Origin of the sequence: Gluconobacter sp. P5H9_a (assembly GCF_018812085.1) — a bacterium.
Lineage (GTDB): Bacteria > Pseudomonadota > Alphaproteobacteria > Acetobacterales > Acetobacteraceae > Gluconobacter.
On sequence record NZ_JACRVW010000016.1, the window covers coordinates 26,915 to 51,780 of the forward strand.

Here is a 24,866-nt window from a genome sequence, read left to right on the forward strand (position 1 = left end):
CATGAAAATATAGGAAAAACCGCACTTCCATATTTTGGTGTTCGGTATTATCTATAATTCATGAGTTACGTTCCCCTTTCCGGCCTGTCCCTGCGAGATATCGAATATGTCGTGGCAGTGGATGACCTGCGCAATTTCTCCCGCGCGGCAGAACGCTGTGGTGTGAGTCAGGCGGGCCTTTCAGAACAGGTCCGTAAGCTGGAGCAGCTTCTCGACGTCACGCTGTTCGAGCGTTCGCGCAGGCATGTCGCCCCTACACCTGATGGGGAGCGCCTGATTGCGCTTGGCCGTGAAGTTTTAACGGCAGCCCGGAATCTTCTGGAAGTCGCACGGGCGCGCACCAGCCCGCTGGATGGCATTCTGCGCTTGGGCGTCATCCCAACGCTTGGCCCGTATTACATCCCCGGCACGCTCCCCCATTTGCGGCAGTCCTATCCGAACCTGAATCTGCGCCTGACAGAAGGAACGACGGATACGCTGGTCCAGTCTCTGCGAAACAACGAACTCGATCTGGCTCTGATGGCGCTGCCTGCTCCGTCGGAGGCGCTGGAAGCCCTTCCTCTTTTCGAAGAGGCTTTTCTGGGGGTTTTTCCGGTTACGCACGAACTGGCTGGCAAGAACAGGATCTCCCTGAAACAGCTGGGTCGACCTGATCTTCTGTTGCTGGAAGACGGCCACTGTCTTCGCGATCAGGCACTCTCCATCTGCCCCACCATTCCCAGACAGCGCGAAACCAGACTGGCCACGAGCCTGGAGATGCTCTGGCACATGATTGGTGCAGGTGAAGGCTTCTCACTCATTCCCCGGCTTGCTCTGCGCAACCGGATGGATTTTGAGAACCTCATCACCGTCCGCCCCCTTTCCGAACCCGAAGCAAGTCGGACAATCGGCCTCGTGTGGCGCGCCTCAGATCCACGTGCCAGCACATTCCGGGAGCTTGGCGCCTTTCTGCGGCAGGCGACCCCGGAAGGATGCAAAATGTATCCGGCATGAACCCCGTGAACATCACGGCGTTTTTGTAAGACACCTTAATTCACCGGAAGTTTTATTCCGGGACAGCCAATCACCTTACAGATTAGTGCCACTGATGTGGTCGAGAAAGTCGGAATGTGTAGCCAGAAAAGACGTAACACGTGAAGAATGTCCTGATCGGCACATTCCTGCGTTTACCGGGGGCTCCAGAAATCTCAGACCCCCTGCCAGGCATCCGGATTAATGACCCGGCACTTGCGGCCGTTCTGGACTTCGACATTCCGCTTCTGCTGCTCCACGAGGGCACAACACTTGGCGATAGTCCCATCTGGGACGAAAATCGAAACAGACTTGTGTGGTCGGATGTTGTATCGCGCAGGGTCATGGCATGGCACCCCGATGGGCATGTTCACACCATTCTTGATCCCACGTGGTTTATCAACGGCAATGCCCTCCTCCCGGAAGGCACGCTGGTACACTGCGAACAGGGACGACGCTGTATCAGTTTTTCACAGGACTCTCAGGAAGCACTCCCCCTCATCACGCACTATGAGGGCGGCCGCCTCAACGCCCCGAACGCCATTATCACCGGCCCCAATCATACACTCTGGTTTACCGACCCCGTATTCGGCATCCACTCCGCAAGAGAGGGGTATATAGCGCGCGCCGAACTACCCCATCGCAGTGTCTACCGATATGACCGGAAGACTGGCGATCTAACGCGCATGGCTGATCTGGATCAGCCTGATGCTCTGGCATTTTCGCCAGACAGGAAAACGTTATACGTAACGGACACATCCAGAAAAATCGGCGGGCAAGGCTGCCACATCCATGCATTCGATGTTGGCCGCCATGGAAAACTGACGGGAAAACGCCCCTTCTACAGCACAGAAAATGGTGTCCCGGATGGCCTGGCCGTAGACCGTCGCGGATGGGTCTGGACCGCAGCAGACGACGGAATTTACGTCATCGACGCGTCAGGATGTACCCTGGGTTTCGTCCCTCTTCCCTGGCCACCTACAAACTGTGCATTCGGAGGCCCAGAGAACAGACGTCTGTTCATCACCTGTCGTGAAAGACTGGTGGCTCTGGATCTGCGAGACTGATCCAGAGCGGCGTTCTTAATTGGATGTGTCGCAGGCTTTCTTGCTTCCCGGAAAATCGGAGCATCCAGCTTTATTGACGCCCCACTGATAATCCTTTTCCTCACTCGCCATACCGTTTGGCTGAACCTGTGTCAGCACGGCAGAGAGATCCGAGACATGGCCTGAAGTATAAGTCAGTTCCACATAGCCATTATAGGCTCCGGGCGTTCTGTTCGCGCTCTCGAAATATGTTGGTTTGTGATCCTTGCCTGGGACGCCCAGAAGGGACGTCACCTGCGCTGGTGTCGCTTTTTCCAGGCTTTTCAGCAGATCTTCCGTGAAACTGCGGCATGTTACTTCCGGTCGTTCATCTTCACCCGGAAGAGCTGTCCAGCATCCCGCCTGCCCAGGAAATCCACTGGCCGCAGATGCACTGCCAGACGCTCCCATAACAGCGCCAGCCACCATCAGCACACCCATCATATGCTTTAAAGTCACCATTTTACTGCACTCCTGCCGATCCATTTTCCGTCTGCCAACATCTCTCAGCAGGCATAAACTCAATTGGTGGCTTTCGGATAAAGCCGATTGACCACCTTCTCCATCGTCAGTCCCTGCACGATGATTGTAAAGACCACTACCCCGTAGCACACCGGCAGCAGCGTCTCCCTCAGCCCCCCAGGAGGCAGCCCCAATGCCAGTGCGACTGAAATCCCGCCCCGCAGCCCTCCCCAGGTCAAAACGCCGAGAGCCCTGCCACGCTCACCCTTTTTCAGATGAACCGGTATCGTGGACAGGAACACGCTCAACCCGCGGACAATCACAGACAGGGGAATGATGATGAGCGTCGCCACGAGATTGGGCAGATGCGGCGTGATCTCAAGAAGTTCGAAACCGATCAGCAGGAACAATAGCGCGTTCAGAATTTCGTCGATCAGGCCCCAGAAGGTGGTGAGTTCCTGCCGGGAGTGCTCGGGGATTGCACGCTTGCCGGCATCCGTGGCCAACCACATCCCAGCCACAACGACGGCGATAGGGCCGGACATATGCAGAGAACTGGCAAGACTGTAAGTTCCCGTTGCCAGGGCCAGAGAGGCCAGCAGATCTATCTGCATGTCCTCTACGCCCCGAATGATTTTCAGAGCGATCCATCCCAAAACGCCCCCCAGCAGGCCTCCACCGACTGCTTCCACCAGAAAGCGCACGACAAAATCCGTCATTGCAACGCTGTGCACGTCTCCGGTCGCAAGGCCGATGACGGTCCCGTACATCACGATGCCAACACCATCGTTAAACAGACTTTCCCCGGCGAAAGTCGCCTGAAGGGCTTCCGGCAACCCCAGACGACGCAGCATTCCCACGACGGAAACCGGGTCAGTTGGGGCAAGAATAGCGCCCAGAACGACACACCAGCTAAAGGGAACATTCATGCCCAATAGCGGGAAGACAAACCATGCTGCGCCTGCCAGCAGCCCCACTGCCAGAACTGTGCCCAGAATGGCCAACGCGGCAACAGCTTTTCCCCGTGAGAGCAACAATCCGAGATTGACCTGCATGGCGCCAGCAAACAGCAGGAAAGACAGCGCGCCCTCCAGAAGAGTTTCCGGCAGATTGACCTGACCGAGAAGAGTGCGGGGGATGTGCTGAAGGTCGTAGCCTGGCACCAGAGGGTTGATCAGCATGATCAACAGGGAGATGACCATGCTGATCAGAAGGATACCGATCGTCAGAGGAAGCTTGAAAAGACGCTCGTTCAGAACCCCGAAACACGTTGCTCCCAGCATCAGCAAGGCAAAGAGACCCAGCGAGTTCATCCGTTCTTCTCCTCCTGACAGTGCATCATGCACTGACCTTCCGTCGCCAGCCATCAATTCCGTTGCGACGCATTTTTATACGGTCCGTCAGAAACAGAAGCTTCTGTAACAGGCAGAGTTTCCTGCGAAAGATTTCAACATACTGCGGGTCAGGATTTTGATGTACCGTTATTCTGAAGACGCGACAGGCGGTTAGCGAGAAAGCCCGCCACCGCGACTTCTTCAGCAGACAGTCCATGCTCCGGCGTATCCAGAACATCCTGGGCCCGTTTCTGAAAGGCTGCCCTTAGGGTTCCATCCAGATGCCCATCCACCACGCAGGGATTGATATAGCTCTTGCGACAAACCGCAGGCGTATTTCCAAGCCGGGCAGCCACGGATTTCACGGCCTCAACAACCTGCTTTTTGGCTTTTGCCTTGGTATCGTACCCACTGAAGGCACAGAGCGTGACGGCGGCAAGCTGCGTAGCGGCCCAAGTGCGAAAATCCTTGGCCGTAATGTCTTCACCAGTGATGGTCTGAAGGTAGTCGTTCACGTCCTGTGAATGCACATCGTGGCGTTCACCGTTCTCATCCAGATACTGGAAGAGACGTTGCCCCGGGAGATCTTCGAGCCGTGACACAAGCCGCGCCAGTCTAGCGTCAGACAAATCCAGATGCTGCTCAATCCCATGTTTGGCCCGGAAATCAAGCGTGACGTGCTTTCCGGTCACATCAACATGCCTGTGCCGCAGCGTCGTCAGACCATAGCTACGGTTTTCACGCGCGTACCGGTCATTTCCGATCCGGGCCATCGTCCGTTCCATGATAAAGACAATCGCGGCCAGAACACGGTCCCGGTCCAGCGTCTTTCGCGCCAGATCTTTTGCAACCTGCGCTCTCAAGGCAGGAAGATGCTCACTGAATACAAGCATTCGACCGAACTTGGCGACGTCCCGTGTTTCCCGCCATTTAGGATGATAGCGATATTGCAACCGCCCCCGCGCATCTGTGCCAACGGCTTGGAGATGACCATCGGGATCAGCACAGATCCAGACATCGCGATAAGCCGGAGGAATTCCCAGACGTTTCAGGCGCCCGATAACGTTCTGGTCCGTGATGCGCTCCCCGGAAGGATCGTAATAGGCGAAGCCTTTGCCGGCTCGTCTACGTGTAATTCCCGGTTCCGTCCTGTCCACATAATGCAGACCCGCGCGCCGGGCCTGTTTCTGCTCAGGTGAAAGTCTTGCTGTCACGGTTTCGCGGTTCCCTGTCCGTCCAACTGTAACAGCGTGCTGCTGGAACCGGAGTTTCGTCAGATCTGCTTACGCTTCCTGATACTTCCTGACATGACACCTGCTTTTCCACAGGTGACTTACAAGGAGGACATTACGGGTAGGGCATACAGATGTGAAACGACTGTTGTTGGGATGCAGTATGCTCCTACTCGAAAGCTGCGCATCGCATGCACCATCCGATATGTCCGAAACTGCTGACAGCAACGACGGCCCACCGTTCAATCAGACGGGCGGTGGCCCTGGTGGTGGCGGTAACAGCATCTGGTCTGATGTGTTTCGCACCGCCCTACAAACTGGAATGGGCTTCGTTCACCACTGAACGAAGCCAGACCCTTACTTGTCTTCGTAGCTTAGTCGCCACTCAGCAGGCTCTGCATCCGCTAGGCTGTACCATTCCTTCATGAGCGGATGATGCAGTATGGTCTGAACCCAAGCTTTCACACTAGGGTCAACATTAAGTTGATACGTGTGAATCCGGATAGCGACTGGCGCATACATGCAGTCAGCCACCGTCAGGACGTCCCCGAACAGATACGGCGTGGCCGTGCCCGAGCGCAGAAGTGCCCCCTTCAGATTCTCACTCAGCAGAGCAACATCCTTGGCCAGGTCTTCGCTGATCTCTGCGAGAGGTGCAGGAACGCGCTCCACATCCATCGGGCAATTCTGCCGGATTGGGCGGAAACCGGCGTGCATTTGGGCGCTGATGCTGCGAGCATGAGCACGCACCACACGGTCCTGCGGCCAAAGAGACGGCTCATGCTCGGCGCAGTATTCGCAGATGGCCAGACTTTCCCAGACATGCGCGCCATCATGCTGCAAATAGGGCACCAGCTTGTTGGGAGACAGTGCGTGGATTTCCGTGGTCTTGCCACCGCCCTTTAGAGCAATGACCTTCTCTTCCACATCCAGCTTCGCCAGCTTCACAGCCAGCCAGCCCCGCAGAGACCAGGACGAATACCGCCGCGACCCGATCAGAAGTGTCCCTGCCATGCTTATGCTCCCGCCAGAATAAACCCGCCGCCCAGAACACGGCTCCCATCATACAGAACACAGGCCTGCCCCGGGGCCGGCATGGCTGGCTCCAGAAGCTCAACGAGTGCCTCACCATTCGCCAATGGCTTCACAACCGCATCCCGGAGCTTCTCACGAGCGCGGATCTGCACACCACAGGAGACACCTTCAGGCGGTGCATCAATCAGCCAGTTCATGTCCCGCAGACGGATCGCCTTGCGCGTCTCAACTTCGGTCGCCTGAACGCGAGGTCCAACAACAATCCGGCGCTTTGGCACATCAATCCGCGTTACCATCTGGCGTTCGCCAACGGCTGTATGGATGTCTCCCAGCCGCTTGCTCTGACCAACCGTATAGCGCGCAACGCCTTCATGATGCCCAAGGACCTTACCCTGTTCATCCACGATTTCGCCTTCACCCCGAATTTCAGGACGAAGCTTTTCCACGATATCGACGTAAGACCCGCTTGGCACGAAGCAGATGTCCTGACTGTCCGGCTTGGCTGCAATTTCCAGTCCAAGCTCCTGCGCCAGTTCACGCACATGCGCCTTGTCCGGCATCTCGCCGAGCGGGAAGCGCAGGTAATCAAGCTGGTCTTTCGTCGTCGCGAACAGGAACCAGGTCTGGTCCCGCTCTGCGTCAACAGGGCGATGCATTTCAGCACCAGACGGACCTTCAACACGCCGGACATAATGCCCGGTCGCCATCGCTTCACAGCCCAGATCGCGGGCCATGCCCAGAAGATCCGTGAACTTCACGCCCTGATTGCAGGCCACGCACGGCACGGGGGTTTCCCCGCGCGCATAGGCGTCCGCGAAGTTCTCAATCACGCTATCCCGGAAGCGGCTTTCCGCATCAATGACGTAATGCGGGAAATCCAGCTTATCCGCTACGGCGCGGGCATCCATGATGTCGCGTCCGGCACAACAGGCGCCCGGCTTGGACGCCTGGCCGTGATCGTAAAGCTGAAGGGTCGCGCCGATCACCTCGTGGCCCTGCCTTTTGAGCAGCGCGGCCACTACGGAGCTGTCCACGCCTCCCGACATGGCAACGAGGATACGCATGGTCTTCAGCCCGCCTTTGGAAGCTGAACGGTCAGGCCGTCCAGATCTTCGGTCATGACAATTTGGCAGCCCAGACGGGACGTCTGCTCAAGGCCGAAGGCCAGATCCAGCATGTCTTCTTCATCGTCGGTCGGCTCGGACAGCTTGCCAGCCCATTCCGGGTCCACCACGACATGGCACGTCGCACAGGCCAGGGAGCCTTCGCAGGCGCCTTCGAGGTCAATGTCATGCTTGTGAGCGATTTCCAGCACCGACAGGCCGACAGGCGCGTCAACTTCACGGCGGGAACCGTCACGTTCGATAAAGGTCATCTTGGGCATGGGCTGTCCGTCTTGTTTCAGTCTCTTGAAGGTTGGCAGGTACGGACAGCCTCGATCAGAAGAGCCGCCGCACGGTCAATACCGGGCTTGGAGGTAGAGCGTCCGACCGACAGGCGCAAGCACTGCGATGCTTTCTCTGCAGAAAGTCCCATCGCCGTCAGCACATAAGAGGGGGTAATTTCTGCGGCCGAGCAGGCTGACCCCGTAGACATGGCAACTTCCGGGACCCGTTCAAGGATGTCCGTCGCCCGCACGCCTGCCGGCAGACAGAAATTCAGCGCACCCGGCAGGCGCGAAACTTCACGTCCATTCAGTTCACATCCCGGAAGTGCCGTTTCAATCTGCCGCCACAGATCATCCCGCAGGGCGGAAATCTGCAAAATATCCGTATCCAATCTTCGTTTCGCCAGCTCCGCAGCTTTCCCGAACCCCACGACAAGAGGGGTGGGCAACGTGCCTGACCGGAAGGCCCGTTCCTGCCCTCCCCCGGAAAAGAGTGGCTGTAGTCGCACACGGGGCCGACGCCGCACATACAGGGCACCGATCCCCTTGGGACCATACATTTTGTGCGCGGAAAAAGACGCCAGATCGATACCGTCCAGTGACACAGGCAACTTCCCGGCCATCTGCGCCATGTCCGTGTGAAACAACGCCCCAGCCTCATGGGCGATTCGTGACAGGAGTGGAATGTCCTGCAGGATGCCCGTCTCATTATTTGCCGTCATGATGCTGACAAGCAGTGTCGGCACCGTCAGTGCCTCCCGCAGAGCCTCGGGATCAACACGCCCTTGCCCGTCCACTCCCAGAATAAGAGGGTCGAAGCCTTCAGTCTCCAGATCCCGCACGGATTCCAGAACGCATTTATGCTCAGTGGCAACGGTAACAACGCGACGACGCTCATTGCCCATGCGCTTCAGGTGGCGAGCGGCTCCCTTAATGGCAAGATTGTTTGCTTCCGTGGCTCCAGACGTAAAAACAAGTTCCCGGGCTTCAGCGCCGATCAGGTCAGCGATAGTCTGACGAGCTGCATCGACAGCCTGCGCCGCTTTCTGACCCGGGCCATGAACACTGTGTGGATTACCAAAATCCTCCGCGAACCAGGGCAGCATGGCCTCCACAACCTCAGGGGCGCAGGGCGTTGTGGAAAAATAGTCCAGATAAATCACGCTATACCTTCCACTGACCAACACAAATCGTTACGGTTCCAGATATAAATGGGCTTTTCAGCCTCGAACCCTGTTTCAGGCAGAGGATGCCTCATGGACGCGATCCCCCTTGGCAGCACTCTGTTTGCCATAGCCTTCGGTATCCTACTCCTCAGCCTCATTTCTCCTTTAGGCCGATGGATCAACGCCCCCAGCGCCCTTCTAGAGCAGGCCCGGAAACTCAGGCTGGAAAATGACCACATGAGCGCCCCTTAACGTTTGCTCAAACGACGCGCCATACGCTCATAGGCATCACAAAACGCGTCAACCTGCCTTGCCCTCACATTCCACGGCAACGACACTCGTATTGCCTGAGATGCTCCAGCCGTTTCTCCCATCGCCGTCAGAACATGGGACGCCGCCACCTTTCCAGAAGAGCATGCCGATCCGGCAGAAACACAGAATCCTTCCAGATCAAGCGTCATGAGCTGCACCTGTGCGGCAACCCCGTCGAGGATCAGGCAGCTTGTATTCGGCAGGCGAGCGACCTCACGCCCGGCAACACGGGCTCCCGCCGCCATCGCCACCTGTTCGACGCGCTCGCGCAATGCCTCAATAGCGGACCAGTCCTGGGCCTGCGCCTCATCGAAAGCAGCAGCCATGCCCAGAATAGCTGGTAAAGGCTGCGTTCCTCCTCGCCGACCGCGCTCCTGACCACCGCCCACCATCAGGGCATCAATCGGTTCATCCAGTGGCAGCAGCAACGCGCCTGCGCCTTTTGGTCCGCCCATCTTGTGCCCCGAGAGAGCAACGCTGCACTCAGTCAGGCTGAAAGGCAGTCGCCCAGCGCTCTGAACCGCATCCACATGCAGATGTGCACCCGAGTCGCGGCAAAGTGCAGCGACATCCTCCAGTGGCGACAAAACCCCGGTCTCGTTATTGGCGGCCATGACACAGACAAGTGTTGGTGCCCCATCCGCGAGACGCTGACGGAGGATTTCAAGGTCCAGAATGCCCCGGTCATTCACCGGAACAACGTCCGCATCCGGGGCGGCTTTACGAACGGCATCGTGCTCCGTTGCGCCGATCAGGATCCGACGCCCCTGACCGAACGCATGAATGGCCATTGCATCAGCTTCCGTGCCACCTGACGTGAACACGCAGGTCCCGGAAATCCGCCCGAAACCCGCACTGATACGACTACGGGCATCTTCAAGACATCGCCTGGCTTCGCGCCCTTCCGCGTGGACCGAAGACGGATTGCCGGACAGCAGCAGACCGTACAGCACAGCCTCCCTCGCTGCGGGGCGCAGAGGCTCGGTTGCATTGGCGTCAAGATAGGTCGGAGCAGATGCGTTCGTCATGTTCTCTAGATCGTGCAGAGTTGCAGGAATCGCAATCCCGAGTCGATTTTGGTGGAAATTCTGGCTTTCAACTCGATATACAGACGCCCACCGGAAGGCAGGGCCGTAATCCTGCCGGACATAGAGCGAGAGTATTCATGCCTGAAGTGATGTTCGCCGGCCCAGATGGCCGGCTTGAGGGTCGTTACCACCACTCCAGCGAACCAAACGCTCCCCTTGCCCTGGTGCTGCACCCACACCCGCTTCACGGCGGCACCATGAATAATCGTATTACGTACACGATGTATCGCCACTTCGAGAAGATGGGCTTCTCGGTCATGCGCTACAATTCGCGCGGCGTCGGCCGTTCGCAGGGCCGCTACGATGGTGGCATTGGCGAAATCTCCGATGCGGCCGCAGCACTCGACTGGATGCAGATGGTCAACCCGAACTCCAGCGAACTGTGGATCGCCGGATACTCGTTCGGGGCGTTCGTCGGCATGCAGCTTCTGATGCGCCGCCCGGAAATCAGTGGTTGGATCAGTGTTGCACCTCCGGCCAATGATTATGACTTCGGCTTCCTTGCACCTTGTCCGTGTAGTGGTCTGATGATCGCTGGCGGCAAGGACGAAATGGCTCCTGAGCCAGGAATTCGCAAGCTGGTCGACAAGCTCAACACGCAGAAGAATGTGACGGTCGATTATCGTATCTTCGATGATGCCGACCACATTTTTGCCAAGCAGGCTGAGCGCGTCGGAGAAGCACTGGAAGATCACGTCATGACCATGCGTGGCCGTAAGGCGCTCGCACTGGCCGCTGACTGAACAAATCTGACGGTTCCATGAAGAAAAAGGCCTGCGCCCTCCGGGACGCGGGCCTTTTCTTTTAGGGCTCTTGCCGGTTCATATACATTATGTAACGATTGTTACATGAGCACCCGGCAAGATGTCCTCCCCGTCCGCGTGACGGACCTCTCCAAGCGCTTCGGCAGCTTTACAGCTCTTGATGGCGTATCGTTCACTATAGCACCTGGCGAAACCGTCGCGCTGCTTGGAAAAAACGGGGCCGGAAAATCCACCCTCATCGGATGCCTGATGGGCTTCCTTGTGCCGGATACGGGCTCTGTGGACCTGTTCGGTCAAAACGTTCTGGAACTCCCGAGAGAGCTGAGAGCCCGGACAGGCTTCGTTCCGCAGACCATGACGGGATTCGCGGCGTTCACTGTTGGTAAGCTCATTGATTACATTGGTGCGTTCTACGGTACACTGCCACCGATTGATCCCGCCGTTCTTCGCTGGGCCGATCTTGATCCCAAGAAAATTGTCAAAAACCTTTCCGGTGGTCAGCGCCAGCGCCTCGCAATCCTGCTGGCCATGCGTCACGAGCCGGACTTTCTGGTGCTGGATGAACCCGTGGCCAGTCTGGATCCGCACGCCCGACGGGATTTCATGAATCTTTTGGGAGATTACGCCCGCCGCACAGGGGCCAGCGTCCTGATTTCCTCGCATATCCTGTCAGATCTGGAACGCCTCTGCTCCCGCCTTCTGTTCCTGCGTCAAGGTCAGGTTGTGCTAGATGTTCCCACCCCCGTGTTCCGCGCCACAACACGCTGGCTGGATCACGCAACACCGCACATCCTCGATAACGTCCCCCTCCAGATTATCGGCCAGCGCGAAACGGGGCTTCTGGTGCATGGATGGTCAGAAGACATCCTACTGCCTGAAGGAACTACGGTGTCTGTTCCTGATTTCGAGGATGCCTTCCTTGAAATCACCGCGACGCGAGCTTCCTGATCCATGACGTGGCTTCGTCTCTCCCCACTGGAATGGTCAGACCTGCGCCGGGCGCTTGGCATCTACGCCACGGCGACGTTCCTGCGCGGCAACTACATGATCTTGATGCTCGCCTGCTGGATGATTGCCGCTCTTTCCACTCTCTGGGACCTGCATGGTCTGCTCAGACATGAAACGTTGGCGGAGGCTTTGTCGCACACCAACGTTTTCTATGTGATCCTCGTCGTGATGGTCGTTCAGAGTGTGCTCCAGCTTCATACGAACAATCAGATCAGCGGCTCACAGGCTCCATCCATCCCTGGACTGGCCCTTGCCGAAGCACGGGCCGCCAGCATTGTCGCAAGCGTGATTATTCTGGGGCTCGCCGGCCTGATGAGACTGCTGCCGGTTCCTTTCCACGACGCCCTTTTCTTTATCCTTTTCAACGCCATCCCCTCAACTGTGCAGTGGTACGCTCCCCCGCGTGAGCAATCTGGCAAAAAACGGGTCGCCATTCTTCTCTTCGGCGTGGCCTTGATGGTTGGGCAGTTTGCACTGGTACTCGTCTCAGATGCCACCTACTGGATGCTGACACGCCCTGCTGTTCTGACCCTTCCCGCCAGCATCATTCTGTTCATGGCACTGATCGGCAGTATCCTGTCCCTCCCGAACCGGCTGTATGGCAGCAAACCCCTTGCACCGGCCACTCATGAGACAGGGCAGTCTCTTCCGGCAGAGACAACACATTCCAGTCGCGCAAGACCTCCCACACAGCGTTCTTTGACGCCTTATCAACTCCGTCAGATGCTTCTTGCGCCCGTCACCCCCGTCACTTTCAGAACCGACATTCTGGTCAGCCTGTTTCTCATTCCAGTGACACTGTCTGTCTTTGCAATGATAGAGGCGTTTCTCGCCCATCGCAGTTTCAGTTCGGCCTGGGTCAAGTCCGTGGGAACGGGCTGCGTCATGCTGGTCATCGGGGACAAGTGGCTATTGGACCGACAGCACTGGCCGCTCCTTCTTGTTACAGGGCGTTTTGGCAGCAGACTGGAGTTTGTACGGGCCGTTTTCAGAGCCAAACTCTCCCGAATGCTGATCATCACCCCCATCCGGGTGCTTACCCTTGTCGTACCTTATGCAGTCCTGAAGCCTCTGCTTCCTGCAACTGCCATCTTTGAGGCGCTGGACCTGATCGTACTTGTCGGCGGCATGACCCTTTGCTCCGCCCTGCCGTTCGTGATCATGCGCGCGCCCCCAAAATCAGTCGTTTTTGCCTTTAATCTCGCCCCGCTCCTTCTGATCCAGATGTGTTCGCCTTTTCTGCTGAGTGTCAGATATGCCGCATATCTGGCTATCACGGCGCTTGTTCTCGGGCTCCTCAGCTACTGTTTTGCACCCTATCGACTGAGCCGGTCAGACTGGCCTTACGAAAACGAATAACTGATCGGAACAGAAATTCTGGCGCCAAGACATTTTCAGCGAATACCTCCGGACAGTCTTCAGAAATCAGCCCCAACCTGCGCAAACACATAGCGTCCGGGAATAAATCCTGAATATTGCATGACCGCGGTGTTGGACGCCCCGTCCACGACAAAGGGCGGCTGCCGATTGAACAGGTTGTTGATACCCGTATTAAACGTCCATCGACCCGCCCGATATCCCACCGTCACATCCTGAAGGAAAACGCCCGGCGAGCGCGTACGCCCAGCCGTCTGCGGCGCCAGATCGTTCGTGCCATCATTCCAGTGCATGCCGCCAATATACTGCACCATGTAGGTCAGGCTGAACGCGCCATGCTGCCAACTGACCGTGGTGTAACTCCGCTCACGCGGCATGCCGCTTCCAGCCAGATAGAGCAGTCGACCTGTGTAATTCCGCCATGCGCCACCCGGCGTGTACTGCTGGAAATACCCAATCAACTGCTGATAGTTTTCAGACAGGGACAGACTGTCACGCCGCCCCAGACGCATCCGATATGTCAGGTCGATATCCAGACCATTTGTCCGCAGGCCACCAAGGTTCTGCTGAACGGCAGAAATGGCCGTAAGCTGCCCACTTGTGGAACGAGGCGAAACCAGGGAGCAAAGCTGTGGTTCCGTTCCCGTATAGCATCCGTCCAGAATATACTGCGTACTCGGCGCAGAAATCATGTTCTGCAACGTGTAGTGCCAGTATTCGACGGATAGCGAGAGATGCGGCACCCAATGCGGCGTGACGACTGTTCCAATTGTATAGGTGCGACCCGTTTCCGGCTTTAGAGCCGCATTTCCGCCCGACAGCGTGGGCAACTGCCCCACGAACGCCGAATTGAACGTCTCGGGATTGATCCCTTCAGACACGCACCGTGCCCGGACCGTACCGGCCCGCGCACCATAGGCTCCGGCCTGACTGCATGGATCGGACGCAGACGGATAACTCAGCGTGCGGCCACCGTAGAGGCTATAGATACTCGGCTGCCGGTAGGACGTTCCGAGAGTGGCGCGAAACGCGATGTCCTGAACCGGTGCCCAGTGCAGCCCGACCTTCCAGTTCTTTGTCGTCCCGAATGTATTATAGGCCGAGACACGGCCCTGAAGATCCACCGTCAGGTCCCGGGCCAGAAAAGCATGTTCGAGAAGCGGGATTTTCCCTTCGACATATCCTTCCGTCACATGGAAGCCACCCCCCGTATAAGCCGTGGTTGCACCCGTTGAGTCGCCACGTTCGACTATGGGGTCCGGCTTGTAGCTAAGCTGTTCGCTTCGGTGTTCCATCCCGAAAGCCAGACCGATCTGACCGCCGTGACGGTATGGCAGGCTCAAAACATGATTGTTATGAAAGCGCAAATTGACGTCCCGCATCTGGTAATCCGCGTGGTCGCGCTGCGTAAACCGGACGTAATTTGCGGCCTGTTCCGAATACGGCGCGAACGGGTTTTGCAGAACGCAGCCTGAAGCAGCCACGCAGATATCTGGGTTGTATCGCACCGCACTCGACGAACGGGATGGATCGAGCTGCTCCGTGCCTGTCGTTTCCAGCAGATGGCGATAGTTGACCATATTCTGCGTCTGCGCCGTCAACTGACTGACGCCGTAGGTCATGGACGCATCATACTGCCAGTCTCCGACAATGCGTCCTTTGGCACCGCCAATGACCGTCCAGGTATCCACAGCAAAATCATTTTGCCGGTATCCGACATCTTCCATCCGCTTCGTCACAGCGTAATCCTTACCCCATGGATTATCAGAACTATCCGCTGGAATGATCCAGGAAGACGGAAGACTGGAAGGCGGAATGCTCCCTTGCACAGGAGAAGGGGATAGCTGCCGGGAGGCCGTAGTGTGACTGTAACGAACGTTGGAATACAGCGTGATGTGGGAGTTCAGATCGTAATGGACATCACCAGACAAGGCCGCATTCTGATGATAGTTCTGAAGCATTGAGCCTTCAGCGAAATTATACAGATCTGAAGACTGGAAGGCCCGAAAATTGCCGTTCCCGTCAGGGACCATGCGCTTGCCTGTCACCGGGTTAAACGCCACGCCTGATGGGATGATGGAGGAGCCAAAACCTGGCGCTCCAGAAGCCGGATTGTCATTCTGCGGCAGCGCAGCCCATCGTCGATCCCGTGAAGAAATCGGTCCAGTCGTATCGTACTGACCAAACAGGGTGACGTTGCCGCGCCCATGATCGAAATTGAAGCCCTTGTAACCAGAAATCAGACCGGATCGACTGTCTCCATATTGCGTGATGCCGCCCTTGATCGTCAGGTTTCCACCCGTCAGATCATGTTTCAACCGGATATTGATGACGCCCGAAACGGCATCTGCTCCGTATAGCTCGGAACCCCCATCCTTCAGGATCTCGATCCGGTCGATCTGCTGCACGGGGATGGCGTTGAGATCGACACATTCAGATCCGGCATTCATCGCCGTGCGCTTGCCATCAATCAGAATTAGAACACGTCCTTGCCCCAGATTACGCAGGTCTGTGCAAGACACGCCGCCACCGCCGTTCGTGCGGGTATTGGGTGTTCCCGATGAGCCGACAGAGGGCAGACGCGTCAGGTAGTCGCCGAGGGAAATGGCCGAGGTTTTCTGGATATCCTTCGCCGAAATGATCTGGACCGGATTGGCTGTCTTGTTCCCTCCTCCTCCAAGATAGGATCCCGTTACAACAATATCTTCGGACTTCGAGGACTTGAGTGTCTCCGTCCGATCATCTGCAAAGACGACAGGGCTCCACATCATGCTGCCAATCAGAGCCGGGTAAAAAGGACGAACAGCATTCCGAAAAGGGCGGACAGACATGGGAAATACACACTCAGACATTATGTTACGATATAACATATCTTTAGTGATCGACAGGGCTGCCCTTCAAGCGACAAACAATGACCACCGTGTTGCGTCCAGTGTCACCCGGCAGACGGTCGTGCTTTGCGCGATGTTATGATAGAGAGACCTTCCCCTTTTCCGACAGCGCAGCAGCAAGACCGATCCATGCCAAAGAGTCCGTTCCTTCTCGAAGCCCAGGCACGTGGCCTGATTTTCCAGTGCACCGACCTCGACGCCCTCGATGAAGCCATGCTGGCTGGACCGATTACTGCCTATGTCGGCTTCGACCCGACAGCAGACTCCCTGCATGTGGGGAATGCCATGTCCATCATGGCGCTGCGCCTGTTGCAGAAGCATGGTCATCGCCCGATTGCCCTGATGGGTGGCGGCACGGCAAAGATTGGTGATCCGTCTTTCCGTGATGAAGCCCGTTCGCTCATGACCAATGAGACTATCGCGCACAACATCGCTGGCATTGAGCAGTCCCTGCGCCAGTTCATCACTTTCAGCGATGAAGATCCGTCCAGCGGCGCCATCCTCGCCAACAATGCGGAATGGCTGGACAAGCTGTCCTACATCAATCTGCTACAGGACGTCGGCGTTCATTTCTCCATCAGCCGTATGCTGTCTTTCGAGAGCGTGAAGCAGCGTCTGGACCGTGAGCAGGGCCTGACGTTCTTGGAGTTCAACTACTCTATCCTTCAGTCCTACGATTTCCGTGAACTGAACCGCCGCCATGGAGCAGTGCTTCAGATGGGCGGTTCGGACCAGTGGGGCAACATTGTTGCCGGTATCGACCTGACGCGCCGCACTGATGGCAAGCAGGTGTTTGGTCTCACCACGCCTCTCGTCACCACGTCGTCCGGCGTGAAGATGGGCAAGTCTGCACAGGGCGCCACATGGCTCCGTGCCGAGAAGCGCTCGGTCTTTGACTACTGGCAGTTCTGGCGCAACACGGAAGACGCCGATGTCGGCCGCTTCCTCAAGCTCTTCACGGATCTGCCTGTGGAAGAATGCGAGCGTCTGGGCGCACTTGAAGGGGCAGAGATCAACGAGGCCAAGAAGATCCTCGCCACGGAAGCCACTGCGATCTGTCACGGACGCACGGCTGCAGAAGAGGCTGCCGAGACGGCCCGCAAGGTCTTCGAACAGGGCTCCACAACGGCCGCTCTTCCGGAAATCGATCTTCCCGCCAATATGCTGGCCGAAGGTCTTCCGGCGTTCCGCGTCTTTCAGGAGGCCGGTCTTGCCGCCAGTGGTGGGGAGGCCCGTCGGCTGATCCGTGGCGGTGGTGGCCGCGTCAATGACGTCGTCATTTCCGATGAGAACCAGACCTTCACCCTTGAGGATCTGCGCGAGGGTACGCTGAAGGTCTCGTCCGGCAAGAAGAAGCACATTCTTATCCGTCCGGTCTGAACCTGACAGATGTCATGACCTAGTCATGACGTCCTTCACTGTTTCGGATCATGGCTTGTGTCATAATCTTTCCGAAACAGTGGAGTCCGCGGTCGTGACAAGTCAGAAAAACTGGAAAGCTCTTTCCACCGATGCCGCCGGACTGCTGTTCGCAGTCATCTGGGCAACACGCGGTGCCATGGCAGCGCATGTCTCCACAATGGCCATCCCGATTGCTGTCATCACGCTTGCTCTGCTTGCCGGGTTTGCCAGACGCGACCTGATCCAGTGTCGCCCCGAGCGCATTTGGGACGCGGCCCTGCTGCGCCGTGTGAAGATCATGCGCATCATTGCCATCACTGTAATGATTACGTCCGTCCGCAGCACGCATCATCCGGAACTGCTTTACCCGCTGCTCGGATGCATTATTGGCCTTTCGTACATCCCTATGGGCCGCGCGATGCACGAACCCATTCACGTCATCATGGGTTTTGTGATTGTCAGCGTGTCAGCTCTTTCTTTCCTGCTTCCAGAACCGCTACATCTTGAAGTCGCAGGCTTTGGAACTGCTCTGGCCATCTGGGTCGGTGCCGTCATCCGTCTGCGCAATTCCGGAACCCTGTCCTTTCTGCCGAAGAACGCCTTGCCCTCATGACAGAAATAGAGACCTTCATTCCGCTTCCTGGAAACAAGGAAGACAACTGGCCGAGCTTCAACCGGTATCGCGTCTCTTATCTCGTTTATCTTTTGATTTACCCTATTCCCTGGCTGATCCACGGATCACCCACTCTTTCGGCAGCCCTGTTTTCTGCGGGCGCAACAGGCGTTTTCCTGCTGCTGTATTTCGCGCCCTACCGCAATGACCGGTATTATGGGCTGCCAGAGATTATCTTCACGGCCCTTATCGGCTTTGCGACTGCATGGACGCAGGGCGACTGGCTGGTCTTCAATATTTATGCCACTGCCATGTGCGCCTGTTTCAGGCAGATGCGGCAAGCTGTCCTGACAATTGTATGTTTGCAGATCGCCCTGTTCGCATTTGTCTGGCTTCAGGACAAATCCATGCTCCACGCGAGCATCGGGGCCTTCTTTAGCATCATCACCTATGTCGGGACGTGGATGCAGTGGAAACTCGGCCTGCAAAACCTGCAACTCCGCAAGGCACAACACGAAATCCGAACTCTGGCCGCCACAGCAGAGCGCGAGCGTATCGCCCGCGACATGCATGATCTTCTGGGCCATTCCCTGACGGTCATTTCAGTCAAAGCCGAGTTGGCCAACCGCCTGTTCGAGACACAGCCCGACCGCGCGCAACGGGAACTTCAGGACATCACACAGATTGCCCGAACGTCTTTGAAAGAAGTCCGCGAGGCTGTCACCGGCATGAACGGTGCGTCCCTTCAGCATGAGTTGGAGCGCGCCCGCAAGGCGCTTGAAGCAGCGTCCATCAGTCTGACCATCCATCACGCTGAGCGTCTTGAAGATCACCCACAAAGCAGCGTTCTGGCGATGGCATTGCGAGAGGCCGTCACGAATGTGATCCGTCATTCCGGTGCGCGACATTGCACCATCAGTTTTGACTGTGATGCTGCGGGTCAACCCTGTGCCATTCGCATTGAAGATGATGGCGCCCAGCAGTCAGGCCGGTCTCCGGCCCCTCCGCAGGAAGGGAACGGCCTTCGTGGCATGAGAACACGTCTTGCCGCTGCGGGTGGCTCCTTGATGCTAAGCCACACCTCCAGCGGCCTCCGACTCACAGCGAGTATTACCCCATGATTCGCCTTATTCTGGCCGAAGACCAAGCCATGCTTCTGGATGCTTTTGAAGCGCTTCTTGGCCTTGAAGAAGACATTCAGATCGTGGGGCGCGCACCAGATGGACAACGGGCGCTCCAGCTCGCGGCCGACCTGCGCCCGGATGTCATCATTACGGACATCGAAATGCCGAACATGACAGGCATTGAACTGGCAGAAAAAATCCGGGAGCAGGGCCTTCCAAGCCGCGTCATGATCGTAACGACTTTTGGCCGTGCCGGATATCTGCGCCGTGCCCTTCAGGCAGGCGTGAGGGGATACATGCTCAAGGATGCCCCGATTACGCAACTTGCAGACGCTATTCGGAAAGTCGCTGCTGGTGGCCGGGCCATTGCATCAGATCTGGCAGAGTCTGTCTGGGATGCCCTGCCCGACCCGTTGTCAGACCGTGAACGGTCCATGCTCCGTCTGGCGGAAGCCGGGCGCACGAACAAGGAGATTGCCGAAGAGTTCTCCCTGTCCGCCGGGACAGTCCGTAACTACTTCTCGGAAATTGTTCAGAAACTCGATGCCCGTAACCGGATTGAAGCCGGGCGCGTCGCCCGGCAGAACGGCTGGCTCTGACACCAGCCGCAACGACGGTTCAGGACGGCGCAAATCCCTGCACGCCAACCTGCAGCACAAACAGTGATCCGGCTGCGCACATGAACAGATGGTCGCGTTTTGGGCCACCGAAAGTCAGGTTTGAGCACCCCTGTGGCAAGCGAAGCCGACCAATGAGCTTGCCCGCCGGATTAAAAACAAACACCCCGCACAAGCCGAGTGGACCCGACGCGCCACACCACAAGTTCCCGAATACATCCACACGAATGCCATCCGGGTTCATCTGCGCGCCGTTCAGCTTCATGTCCGCAAAAATGCGGCCTTTGGTGAGGCTGCTGCCATTCACGTCATAGACGTGGATCGCCTGATCGCCACCCCCTTTCTGCCCCGGCCCTTTAGGCGTCGAAACGACGTAAAGCTTTTTGTAGTCGGGAGAAAAACACAGGCCGTTCGGATCAAATAGATCCTTTTCCTGCAAAACGGCCTGAAGGGTTCCATCCGGGGCGATGCGAAAGACATGGTCACTCTGCCGTTTAGTCCCGCCAATTTCACCCGTCAGTTCACGGCCAATATTCCAACGAATTTTTCCGTCCGGATTGGTGGGCCCACCGGGTTCATCTGCATGACCTTCCGTAATGTTCGTGCCGTAACCGGGGTCCGTGAACCACAAGCTCCCGTCGGGGTGAGGCACAACATCGTTGGGGGAATTTAACCCCTTCCCGTCGAACTTATCCGCGAGAACCTTAACACTTCCGTCGTGCTCCCACCGCACGACGCGCCGGAAAAAGTCTTCACAGACAACAAGCCGACCATCGAAATCAAAACAGTTCCCATTGGCTGCATAGCCATCGGGGCGGAAATCCGTGATTTCTCCGGTTTCCCAAATATAGCGTAACGCACGGGAGCGAATAACATCACTGAGAACCAGAAAGCGCCCTTCACTGCTCCATGCAGGGCCTTCCAGCCAACCGCCCTGATCCCACACGCGACGAATGGGGGCCGCGAAATACGTCAGATCACGAAACGAGGGATCAATCGCAATCACGTCAGGATCGGGCAGATAACTGGGACCTGCTTTTTCGCCCCACGCTCTAGGTGGCTGGCTGACAACACTTGGCGGCTCTATTGCCCCCTGTGGCTGAGCCGCTTTAGCTTTGGCGGCACCAAGACAGACCAGCCCCGCAGCCCCCGAAAGAACCGTGCGGCGCGCCAGAAGAACACCTGACCGGCTATTCCCGTCAGTCTGAACACTCGTTTCGTCAGACATCGTCCCTCTCCAAATAGAACGTGCCTATTCTCGTTGTTTTCCTGAAAGGCGAAAATCAAAATTTTGGAATAACCAGGAAATACCAGAGAATTTCGAGAAAAACGTCTATCGCGCTTCAGCCTCGATCAGACGCACCACGAGGTCCATGAGCCTTTTTTCGCTATAGGACGCAACTGCGCGCTGACGTCCCCGCTCTCCCATAGCACGCGCCAGAGGTAGATCCTGTGTCACTGTTCTCAGCGCGCGGGCCAATGGCGCAGAGAGGCCGGGAGGCACCAGAAATCCGGTCTGTCCATCCACGACCTGTTCTCGTGGACCGCGAACATCAGTCGCCACCACAGGCAACTCCGTCAGCATCGCTTCAATGACGGACATGGGAAGCCCTTCAAAGTGGCTCGGAAGCGCAAACACGTCTGCGGCGGCAAGAAGATCCGGCACATCTTCCCGATAACCCAGCATCCGCAACCTCGGGCCTAAAAGCTGTCTGGCCCTGTCAAACGCGGGTCCAAGAGCATCGCCATGATCAGATGGCAGCCGTTCCCCCACAACCCAGAGTTCAGCTCCTGGCACATCTTCCATGGCTCGGAGAAGCTCCGGATGGCCTTTGTGGCGCACCAGTCGCGAAACCACGATGACCACGGGGCGATCCTCCGGAACACCCAACTCCCTACGGATACGGGCCCGCACCAAGGGATTGGCATGATAGCGCTTGGGGTCACGGCCATTACCAATAGCAACGGGATGCGCATTCAGGTGCAGGCGTCGTGCGTCCCGTGCCTCTTCAACCGAGACGGTCATGTACAGATCCGTGATCCGACCTGCTGCCCATTCCAGAACAACAGAGAGCACCCGGCGGGCCAAAGATCCAGGTTGATTGAACAGGAAACCATGACAGGTGTAGGCAATGATCCTGACACCACACAGACGTGCAGCAAACCTCGCCAGAATGCCACTGATGGGCATATGTCCATGCACGACGTCAGGCTTCTCCTGGCGAATAAGCCGGATCAGCGCAACAAACGCGCGAAGCTGCGCAACCGGTGACAATGACCGCGCCATCGGCACGGCATGAACGACAAACCCATCTGCACGTACTGGCGCCAGATGGGTGCCTTCCGCACAGGCCCCCTGAACCTCATGCCCGGCGGCACGAAGCGCCTTCATTAAGGGAAACAGGAACTGGCGCAGGGAGAAATCAACGTTTGTGATTTCAAGGATTTTCACAACAGCACCTTTATTCCGGGATACGTTCCAGAAGCCAGGTTACTGTCTGGGAGACAACCTGAAGTGGTTTTGAGGGTGCCGCAGGTTTGGCACTTTCCTGCGCTTCTCCCCCATTCTCGGCTGTCTCTTCCGCCGCAGAAACAACGCGCCTGAGAGAAGCAATAACGATCTGCTTGGTCTTTTCACGCCGACCGCGCGCCAGATAGACGTCATCTTCGAGCAGCAACATGCCGCCCTTCTGACGAAAGCGCCAGATCATGCCGCCCACCTGAAGAATGATATCTTCGTCGTCCCGTGTGACATGCACGTCCGGATGAATATGGAACCGCAGGGCAAACGGCGTCTCGCGCTCACCTTCAAGAACTTCCTGCCCGCGCAGGTCTTCTCCGTCCGCCCCAAGGTAAAGACGTCGCGTCCACTTCATTCCAAGCGGTGGATGGTATCCGTCATGAGACAGATCCAGCCAATGGGCTTCCCCACTGCTTTGATGCTCGCATGTGACATGCGCCGGACGCCGCGTGACATGTCCGTCAGGCCCGAAGTCTGAGGACGACAGACCATCCGCGACCAGAACCGTATGCGCTGCACTGGCCCTCAGCGCCTGCGCCCATGCCCCCACCTGCGCACTGCCGCAATTAACGAAAAGACGATGCCGCTGGTTTGAAAACTCGAAAGACAACGTGCCAGCATGCGCTGCCTGATCATAACTGGTCGGTGGAGGCGCGCCGCTATCCACAATCAACAGAGACTTCCCGAGAGCCAGCCGGGTAAATTTCCCCTGATGCATGGCGGGTGCAATCAGCTTCTGCCTGGAGCCCTGCGCCAGAACATCTTCTACCATCGCGCTGTAACGCTCGTTGGAACCATTAAAAACGGCCAGGCCACCATCCCCATGACGCATGGCACGCAACACCGGGCAGACTCTGTCCAGGGCAACGTCAATAAAGGGCGGTACGCTCGAATGCGCTGTGCGGAACATCACGGACATTTCTGCCAGCTCACGCGCCGTCTGATATTGTGCTTCCGGAGACCGCTCAGCAACCGTCCCATCGGAAAGAATCAGACGTTCAATTTCCGCTGGAAGGTAACGCAGGAAGCGCGTCATGAACCCGCTGTGATCCGGCATAGCCAGAGCAGCAGCAAGCAGGCCACGCAGGGCCGTCAGCCCGCGCCAGCCTTGCGGTTCCAGCGGCAAAAGGGCGGCAATGGTCCGCCCCTCTACCAACATCCGGTCCATGATTTTTTGCTGAAGTTTACGATCCGCCGAAGCCAGGCAGAACTCGTGGTTTGCCAGCCAGGATGAGAGGCGCGCGCCTGTTACGCAGGCATCCTTGACCAGCGGATCCGTTGGAGGATGCGATACCCAGTCCGCGACAAGCGCGCGGGCCGTCATGCGGGCATCGTCACTGCCTAATGCGCGCAGATCCCGCAGCCATGCAAAACTTTGCAGCCACTGTTTTGCCGGTTCCGGCCAAGGGCCACGTTCCCACTTTCCGCGCGGCAGATCGTAGTCCTGCCGCTCAAACCGAAAGCGACCCGCGACAAGGCGGGCGCCCTGCTCGGCGTCCCCCTTCCACGGGTCACGATAAATATAAACCGGTCCCTCTGAAGTTCCGCCACCAACGGGCAGTCGTGCGAGTGAAAGTCGTGCGTCCTGAATCCAGCGACGAATGGGCATCAGGCGCTGTCTTCCTTGAACGGGCCTTCAAGTGCATGAATGGCTGAATCACGGTCCGGCTTACCAAAGATGGCAGACCCTGCCACCAGCATCCGCGCGCCGGCAGCCACCACTTTTGGTGCCGTAACCGGGTCAATGCCGCCATCAACCGCCAGAACAATATCGCGTCCGCTGGCTTCAATCATGCGCGACAGGGTTCGGATTTTTGGCAGCTGGCTTTCCAGAAAGCTCTGGCCGCCAAACCCGGGATTCACTGTCATGACCAGAATGATGTCTACCAGATCAAGCACCTCTGATAGTGCTTCAGGCGGCGTCCCCGGACAGATCGCAATTCCCGGCCGGCAACCGAGCGCACGGATGGTCTGAAGAGTCCGGTGAATATGGGGAGCGTTTTCCACGTGCACCGTAATGTGATCCGCACCAGCCTTGGCTGTTGCTTCCAGATACGGATCAACCGGATCGATCATCAGGTGCACATCGAACTTCGCATCGGTATGCTTTCGCAAGGCCGAGATCACCCCAGGACCGAACGAGATGTTCGGCACAAAATGACCGTCCATTACATCCAGATGTAACCAGGGCGCGCGGGAGATGGATGCAATCTCATCTCCAAGACGGGCGAAGTCGGCAGCCAGCAGGCTGGGGGCGACAATGATCGGGGATCGTTCTGTCATGTTGTTATGTATCGGCAAAGCAACCTCCAGACGCAAGACAGTTCCGCACATCCCCGCGCGTTCGTGAGCGCGTACCGCCGACGAGACCCTCAGGAACCCAACCGCTGCTGATGCGTCCTCATCAGACTGTCTGACTACTACCACCGTAGTATGGA

At 57.4% G+C, this 24,866-nt stretch carries 24 protein-coding genes; 11 read left to right on the forward strand and 13 right to left on the reverse strand.

The window, feature by feature from the left end:
* Positions 1 to 60 precede the first annotated feature (60 nt).
* A complete protein-coding gene (locus tag KP708_RS12825; RefSeq protein WP_215750970.1) occupies positions 61 to 993 on the forward strand; it encodes a hydrogen peroxide-inducible genes activator in 933 nt (310 codons plus the stop codon).
* A gap of 140 nt (positions 994 to 1,133) precedes the next feature.
* Positions 1,134 to 2,078 carry an SMP-30/gluconolactonase/LRE family protein gene (locus KP708_RS12830; RefSeq protein WP_215750969.1) on the forward strand — a complete coding sequence of 315 codons (945 nt, stop codon included), beginning with the start codon at positions 1,134 to 1,136 and terminating at the stop codon, positions 2,076 to 2,078.
* A 15-nt stretch (positions 2,079 to 2,093) separates the two neighbouring features.
* On the opposite strand, the gene KP708_RS12835 is transcribed toward KP708_RS12830, so the two are convergent.
* The 3 genes from KP708_RS12835 to KP708_RS12845 all read right to left on the reverse strand — a co-directional run bounded on the left by KP708_RS12835 (position 2,094) and on the right by KP708_RS12845 (position 5,106).
* Positions 2,094 to 2,558, reverse strand: coding sequence for a hypothetical protein (locus KP708_RS12835; RefSeq protein WP_252347517.1), 465 nt, complete (start codon positions 2,556 to 2,558; stop codon positions 2,094 to 2,096).
* 59 nt (positions 2,559 to 2,617) lie between these two features.
* Positions 2,618 to 3,871: a sodium:proton antiporter gene (locus tag KP708_RS12840; protein WP_215750968.1), complete on the reverse strand. Its 1,254-nt coding sequence runs from the start codon at positions 3,869 to 3,871 to the stop codon at positions 2,618 to 2,620.
* A 149-nt stretch (positions 3,872 to 4,020) separates the two neighbouring features.
* Entirely contained in the window at positions 4,021 to 5,106 is a 1,086-nt protein-coding gene (locus tag KP708_RS12845) for a DNA topoisomerase IB (RefSeq protein ID WP_215750967.1), read from the reverse strand.
* A 181-nt stretch (positions 5,107 to 5,287) separates the two neighbouring features.
* Between KP708_RS12845 and KP708_RS12850 the strand changes: the two genes are divergently transcribed.
* Positions 5,288 to 5,467, forward strand: coding sequence for a hypothetical protein (locus KP708_RS12850; RefSeq protein ID WP_215751031.1), 180 nt, complete (start codon positions 5,288 to 5,290; stop codon positions 5,465 to 5,467).
* Between the two features lie 14 nt (positions 5,468 to 5,481).
* On the opposite strand, the gene KP708_RS12855 is transcribed toward KP708_RS12850, so the two are convergent.
* Genes KP708_RS12855 through KP708_RS12870 form a run of 4 tightly spaced genes read right to left on the reverse strand, consistent with a single transcriptional unit; the run spans position 5,482 to position 8,709 of the window.
* The gene (locus KP708_RS12855) at positions 5,482 to 6,138 is read right to left on the reverse strand and encodes a glutathione S-transferase family protein (RefSeq protein ID WP_215750966.1); all 657 of its coding nucleotides are present in this window, start codon (positions 6,136 to 6,138) and stop codon (positions 5,482 to 5,484) included.
* A 2-nt stretch (positions 6,139 to 6,140) separates the two neighbouring features.
* Positions 6,141 to 7,223, reverse strand: coding sequence for a tRNA 2-thiouridine(34) synthase MnmA (gene mnmA, locus KP708_RS12860; protein WP_086633404.1), 1,083 nt, complete (start codon positions 7,221 to 7,223; stop codon positions 6,141 to 6,143).
* A gap of 5 nt (positions 7,224 to 7,228) precedes the next feature.
* Positions 7,229 to 7,543: a ferredoxin family 2Fe-2S iron-sulfur cluster binding protein gene (locus tag KP708_RS12865; RefSeq protein WP_046900759.1), complete on the reverse strand. Its 315-nt coding sequence runs from the start codon at positions 7,541 to 7,543 to the stop codon at positions 7,229 to 7,231.
* Between the two features lie 17 nt (positions 7,544 to 7,560).
* Positions 7,561 to 8,709, reverse strand: a complete 1,149-nt coding sequence (locus tag KP708_RS12870) for a cysteine desulfurase family protein (RefSeq protein WP_215750965.1) — start codon at positions 8,707 to 8,709, stop codon at positions 7,561 to 7,563.
* Positions 8,710 to 8,802: 93 nt separating this feature from the next.
* Between KP708_RS12870 and KP708_RS12875 the strand changes: the two genes are divergently transcribed.
* Positions 8,803 to 8,964 carry a hypothetical protein gene (locus tag KP708_RS12875; protein ID WP_215750964.1) on the forward strand — a complete coding sequence of 54 codons (162 nt, stop codon included), beginning with the start codon at positions 8,803 to 8,805 and terminating at the stop codon, positions 8,962 to 8,964.
* Here the strand turns inward: KP708_RS12875 and KP708_RS12880 are convergent.
* Positions 8,961 to 10,052, reverse strand: coding sequence for a cysteine desulfurase family protein (locus KP708_RS12880; protein ID WP_215750963.1), 1,092 nt, complete (start codon positions 10,050 to 10,052; stop codon positions 8,961 to 8,963). The genes KP708_RS12875 and KP708_RS12880 overlap by 4 nt on opposite strands.
* Positions 10,053 to 10,189: 137 nt before the next feature.
* Here KP708_RS12880 and KP708_RS12885 point away from each other — a divergent pair, with 137 nt between their 5' ends.
* The 3 genes from KP708_RS12885 (at position 10,190) to KP708_RS12895 (ending at position 13,243) form a co-directional block, all read left to right on the forward strand.
* Positions 10,190 to 10,855, forward strand: coding sequence for an alpha/beta hydrolase (locus KP708_RS12885; protein WP_064274695.1), 666 nt, complete (start codon positions 10,190 to 10,192; stop codon positions 10,853 to 10,855).
* 105 nt (positions 10,856 to 10,960) lie between these two features.
* Complete coding sequence (locus KP708_RS12890; RefSeq protein WP_215750962.1) at positions 10,961 to 11,824, forward strand: ABC transporter ATP-binding protein; 864 nt, start codon at positions 10,961 to 10,963, stop codon at positions 11,822 to 11,824.
* Between the two features lie 3 nt (positions 11,825 to 11,827).
* A complete protein-coding gene (locus tag KP708_RS12895; RefSeq protein ID WP_215750961.1) occupies positions 11,828 to 13,243 on the forward strand; it encodes an ABC transporter permease in 1,416 nt (471 codons plus the stop codon).
* 59 nt (positions 13,244 to 13,302) lie between these two features.
* On the opposite strand, the gene KP708_RS12900 is transcribed toward KP708_RS12895, so the two are convergent.
* On the reverse strand, positions 13,303 to 16,092 hold the full coding sequence (locus KP708_RS12900; RefSeq protein WP_215750960.1) for a TonB-dependent receptor domain-containing protein: 2,790 nt from the start codon (positions 16,090 to 16,092) through the stop codon (positions 13,303 to 13,305).
* Between the two features lie 189 nt (positions 16,093 to 16,281).
* Between KP708_RS12900 and tyrS the strand changes: the two genes are divergently transcribed.
* From tyrS to KP708_RS12920, 4 genes are all read left to right on the forward strand, one after another.
* Positions 16,282 to 17,532, forward strand: coding sequence for a tyrosine--tRNA ligase (gene tyrS, locus KP708_RS12905; RefSeq protein WP_215750959.1), 1,251 nt, complete (start codon positions 16,282 to 16,284; stop codon positions 17,530 to 17,532).
* Between the two features lie 94 nt (positions 17,533 to 17,626).
* The gene (locus KP708_RS12910; RefSeq protein ID WP_371822775.1) at positions 17,627 to 18,166 is read left to right on the forward strand and encodes a hypothetical protein; all 540 of its coding nucleotides are present in this window, start codon (positions 17,627 to 17,629) and stop codon (positions 18,164 to 18,166) included.
* On the forward strand, positions 18,163 to 19,287 hold the full coding sequence (locus tag KP708_RS12915) for a sensor histidine kinase (RefSeq protein ID WP_215750957.1): 1,125 nt from the start codon (positions 18,163 to 18,165) through the stop codon (positions 19,285 to 19,287). Before KP708_RS12910 ends, KP708_RS12915 begins: the two co-directional genes overlap by 4 nt.
* Entirely contained in the window at positions 19,284 to 19,889 is a 606-nt protein-coding gene (locus tag KP708_RS12920) for a response regulator transcription factor (RefSeq protein WP_215750956.1), read from the forward strand. The genes KP708_RS12915 and KP708_RS12920 overlap by 4 nt, the downstream gene beginning before the upstream one ends.
* Positions 19,890 to 19,908: 19 nt before the next feature.
* On the opposite strand, the gene KP708_RS12925 is transcribed toward KP708_RS12920, so the two are convergent.
* The 4 genes from KP708_RS12925 to rpe all read right to left on the reverse strand — a co-directional run bounded on the left by KP708_RS12925 (position 19,909) and on the right by rpe (position 24,711).
* Positions 19,909 to 21,135, reverse strand: a complete 1,227-nt coding sequence (locus KP708_RS12925; RefSeq protein WP_215750955.1) for an SMP-30/gluconolactonase/LRE family protein — start codon at positions 21,133 to 21,135, stop codon at positions 19,909 to 19,911.
* Between the two features lie 105 nt (positions 21,136 to 21,240).
* Positions 21,241 to 22,359 carry a glycosyltransferase family 4 protein gene (locus KP708_RS12930; protein ID WP_215750954.1) on the reverse strand — a complete coding sequence of 373 codons (1,119 nt, stop codon included), beginning with the start codon at positions 22,357 to 22,359 and terminating at the stop codon, positions 21,241 to 21,243.
* A gap of 10 nt (positions 22,360 to 22,369) precedes the next feature.
* Positions 22,370 to 24,037: a heparinase II/III family protein gene (locus KP708_RS12935; protein ID WP_215750953.1), complete on the reverse strand. Its 1,668-nt coding sequence runs from the start codon at positions 24,035 to 24,037 to the stop codon at positions 22,370 to 22,372.
* Positions 24,037 to 24,711, reverse strand: a complete 675-nt coding sequence (gene rpe / locus KP708_RS12940; RefSeq protein WP_215750952.1) for a ribulose-phosphate 3-epimerase — start codon at positions 24,709 to 24,711, stop codon at positions 24,037 to 24,039. Before rpe ends, KP708_RS12935 begins: the two co-directional genes overlap by 1 nt.
* Positions 24,712 to 24,866 lie beyond the last annotated feature (155 nt).

Coding starts and splice junctions, on each gene's coding strand:
- KP708_RS12825 (WP_215750970.1), top strand. CDS start 61: ATGAGTTACGTTCCCCTTTCCGGCCTGTCCCTGCGAGATATCGAATAT.
- KP708_RS12835 (WP_252347517.1), bottom strand. CDS start 2,558: ATGGTGACTTTAAAGCATATGATGGGTGTGCTGATGGTGGCTGGCGCT.
- KP708_RS12840 (WP_215750968.1), bottom strand. CDS start 3,871: ATGAACTCGCTGGGTCTCTTTGCCTTGCTGATGCTGGGAGCAACGTGT.
- KP708_RS12850 (WP_215751031.1), top strand. CDS start 5,288: ATGCTCCTACTCGAAAGCTGCGCATCGCATGCACCATCCGATATGTCC.
- KP708_RS12855 (WP_215750966.1), bottom strand. CDS start 6,138: ATGGCAGGGACACTTCTGATCGGGTCGCGGCGGTATTCGTCCTGGTCT.
- mnmA (WP_086633404.1), bottom strand. CDS start 7,223: ATGCGTATCCTCGTTGCCATGTCGGGAGGCGTGGACAGCTCCGTAGTG.
- KP708_RS12865 (WP_046900759.1), bottom strand. CDS start 7,543: ATGCCCAAGATGACCTTTATCGAACGTGACGGTTCCCGCCGTGAAGTT.
- KP708_RS12875 (WP_215750964.1), top strand. CDS start 8,803: ATGGACGCGATCCCCCTTGGCAGCACTCTGTTTGCCATAGCCTTCGGT.
- KP708_RS12880 (WP_215750963.1), bottom strand. CDS start 10,052: ATGACGAACGCATCTGCTCCGACCTATCTTGACGCCAATGCAACCGAG.
- KP708_RS12885 (WP_064274695.1), top strand. CDS start 10,190: ATGCCTGAAGTGATGTTCGCCGGCCCAGATGGCCGGCTTGAGGGTCGT.
- KP708_RS12890 (WP_215750962.1), top strand. CDS start 10,961: ATGAGCACCCGGCAAGATGTCCTCCCCGTCCGCGTGACGGACCTCTCC.
- KP708_RS12895 (WP_215750961.1), top strand. CDS start 11,828: ATGACGTGGCTTCGTCTCTCCCCACTGGAATGGTCAGACCTGCGCCGG.
- KP708_RS12900 (WP_215750960.1), bottom strand. CDS start 16,092: ATGTCTGTCCGCCCTTTTCGGAATGCTGTTCGTCCTTTTTACCCGGCT.
- tyrS (WP_215750959.1), top strand. CDS start 16,282: ATGCCAAAGAGTCCGTTCCTTCTCGAAGCCCAGGCACGTGGCCTGATT.
- KP708_RS12915 (WP_215750957.1), top strand. CDS start 18,163: ATGACAGAAATAGAGACCTTCATTCCGCTTCCTGGAAACAAGGAAGAC.
- KP708_RS12920 (WP_215750956.1), top strand. CDS start 19,284: ATGATTCGCCTTATTCTGGCCGAAGACCAAGCCATGCTTCTGGATGCT.
- KP708_RS12925 (WP_215750955.1), bottom strand. CDS start 21,135: ATGTCTGACGAAACGAGTGTTCAGACTGACGGGAATAGCCGGTCAGGT.
- KP708_RS12935 (WP_215750953.1), bottom strand. CDS start 24,037: ATGCCCATTCGTCGCTGGATTCAGGACGCACGACTTTCACTCGCACGA.
- rpe (WP_215750952.1), bottom strand. CDS start 24,711: ATGACAGAACGATCCCCGATCATTGTCGCCCCCAGCCTGCTGGCTGCC.